2 protein-coding genes are annotated in these 2,011 nt (G+C 61.4%); one reads left to right on the forward strand and one right to left on the reverse strand.

The genetic code is table 11. The features are described from left to right. Positions 1-81 precede the first annotated feature (81 nt). Positions 82-1,560, reverse strand: a complete 1,479-nt coding sequence (ltrA, locus tag P3T42_RS36820) for a group II intron reverse transcriptase/maturase (protein WP_429308792.1) — start codon at positions 1,558-1,560, stop codon at positions 82-84. 95 nt (positions 1,561-1,655) lie between these two features. Here ltrA and P3T42_RS36825 point away from each other — a divergent pair. Further along, a partial coding sequence (locus tag P3T42_RS36825) for a hypothetical protein (protein ID WP_429308793.1) occupies positions 1,656-2,011 on the forward strand: 356 nt, incomplete at its 3' end.

Here is a 2,011-nt window from a genome sequence, read left to right on the forward strand (position 1 = left end):
GGCCGAGGATTGCGGTAGGGATGCCCATTGCTGAGCACCCCCCGCACAGATCCCGGCGTGCCCAATTCGGGCACCGGGCTCCTACCTTGGGTGTTTGACGGCAAAGCGCTGGTCAGGCCACGGATGAAGGATTCGAGGGGGTGGAAGCCAAGCATTGGCGATGCGTCGCATTCGCTCCCACGTCAGGGCGTCCTTCTGACTGCGCCGCCGGAGCGTGCGCCGCCATAGATCGGTGACGTGATGTCGGAATGCGACGAGTGCCCGCGCGTTGGTAGGCACCGCGTGATACGCGAAGTATCCGCGAACCACCTGCCTGAGCCATTGCCCTTGCACTGGAATCGGTTCGTGCATGCGCTTCCGTAGCGCCTCCTTGATCTGCCTGAGTCTCGCCCGCATGCGATCCCCTCGGGTCTTCCGCTGTAACTGGAAAGCCCCTCGACGAGATCTGCCGCAGATAAAGATGAAACCCAGAAAGGTGAAGGTCTCCGGTCGGCCAAGACCCCGACTCTGGCGGTTGGCTGCTGCATAGCGGCCGAACTCCAGCAGCCTCGTCTTGTCCGGATGTAGCTCAAGCGAGAACTCTTCCAGCCTCGATCGCATCGCGTCCCAGAAGCGCCGCGCGTCAGCTTCGTGCTCGAAGCCGACCACGACATCATCTGCGTATCGCAGAATGATGACGTTGCCTTTGGCTTCCCGCCGTCGCCACCGGTTGGCCCAGAGATCAAAGACGTAGTGCAGGTACACGTTTGCGAACAGCGGTGAGGCCACTGATCCCTGCGGTGTCCCTGTCTCACTGACGCTCAGCTCTCCGTCTTCCAGAACACCCGCCTTGAGCCACTTGCGCACAAGGCGGATGATGCGCTGGTCACCGATCCGGAGCTCAAGGAAACGGACTAGCCATTCCTGGCCAACCGAGTCGAAGAAGCTCCGGAGATCCGTGTCCAGAATCCAGTTCACCGGGGTGTGGGTAATGGCCGTCGCCAACGCGTCCAGCGCATCATGTTGACTACGCCCGGGCCGGAACCCGTACGAGAAACCGAGAAAGTCTTCCTCGTATATCGCGTTCAGCACTTCCACCACCGCACGCTGGACGATCTTGTCTTCCAGCGCGGCAATCCCCAACGGGCGCAGTTTGCCGTCCGGCTTCGGTATGTACTGTCGCCGGACAGGCAGTGCCCGGTACGCTCCGCTCTGTACCTGCGCGAACAGGCGCTGGAGATTCTCTTCCAGTCCTGCCTCGTAGTACCGCCACGTCAGGCCATCCACTCCGGGAGCCGCATTGCGTTTGAGCGCAAAGAATGCCATCCGAAGTCGGTCGACTGTGACGTGGTGTAGAAGCGTGGTGAACCGCTCCTTCTTCCGCTGTCTTGCAGCTTGCCGTACACGTTCCAACCCCTGTGGCACGCTTGCCCGGTTCTGCGCCCGGTGCGTGTGTGGCTGACCCATGTTCCCCTTGGTCCCCGCCCTTGGCTCCGCCCACTCCGCAGCTGGTTCCCCAGCCTTGTTCGCAGGCTTCATCGCTACTATGGCGGAGTCTGACTTCTCCCGTCCGTTCATCATCGGCTTCGGCTCCTCGCCTTCCCGATGCGGACCTGTCCATCCTGCGACAGGCCAGACAGGAGATCTCCCGGTTCCCAAACAAGGAGCGTGCGCACATGCCAGGTTCTACGACCACGTCGGGTCATCCGGGCACTCGCGATTACGCGCTCGGACGTATTGCCTTCCACTACACAGACAGCGTCGGCACCCGAAATCAGTTTTCTATCGTGGCTCAATGGCTGGCCTGTACGTACCCCTGCCGACGCTTCGCCGACATCCTCGCGGATGCCTGCGCACGGCTCGGGGCCGATGTGGTTCGCTATTCCTTCATCGTAGTGGACTTGCACCACTTACTCCTTGCCGGTCTCCCGGCGCACCTGTGTCAAAACTCGAAACTACCCGGTTTTCGGGTGTCGCTTTACCCTTCCCGACGTGCCGCGAAGCCGATACAGAGCGTTTTGATAGGTCGACT

Origin of the sequence: Paraburkholderia sp. GAS38 (assembly GCF_050434965.1) — a bacterium.
Classification (GTDB): domain Bacteria; phylum Pseudomonadota; class Gammaproteobacteria; order Burkholderiales; family Burkholderiaceae; genus Paraburkholderia; species Paraburkholderia phenazinium_A.

Excerpts from the sequence above, each read along its gene's own strand:
- ltrA (WP_429308792.1), bottom strand. The coding sequence starts at position 1,560 with ATGATGAACGGACGGGAGAAGTCAGACTCCGCCATAGTAGCGATGAAG.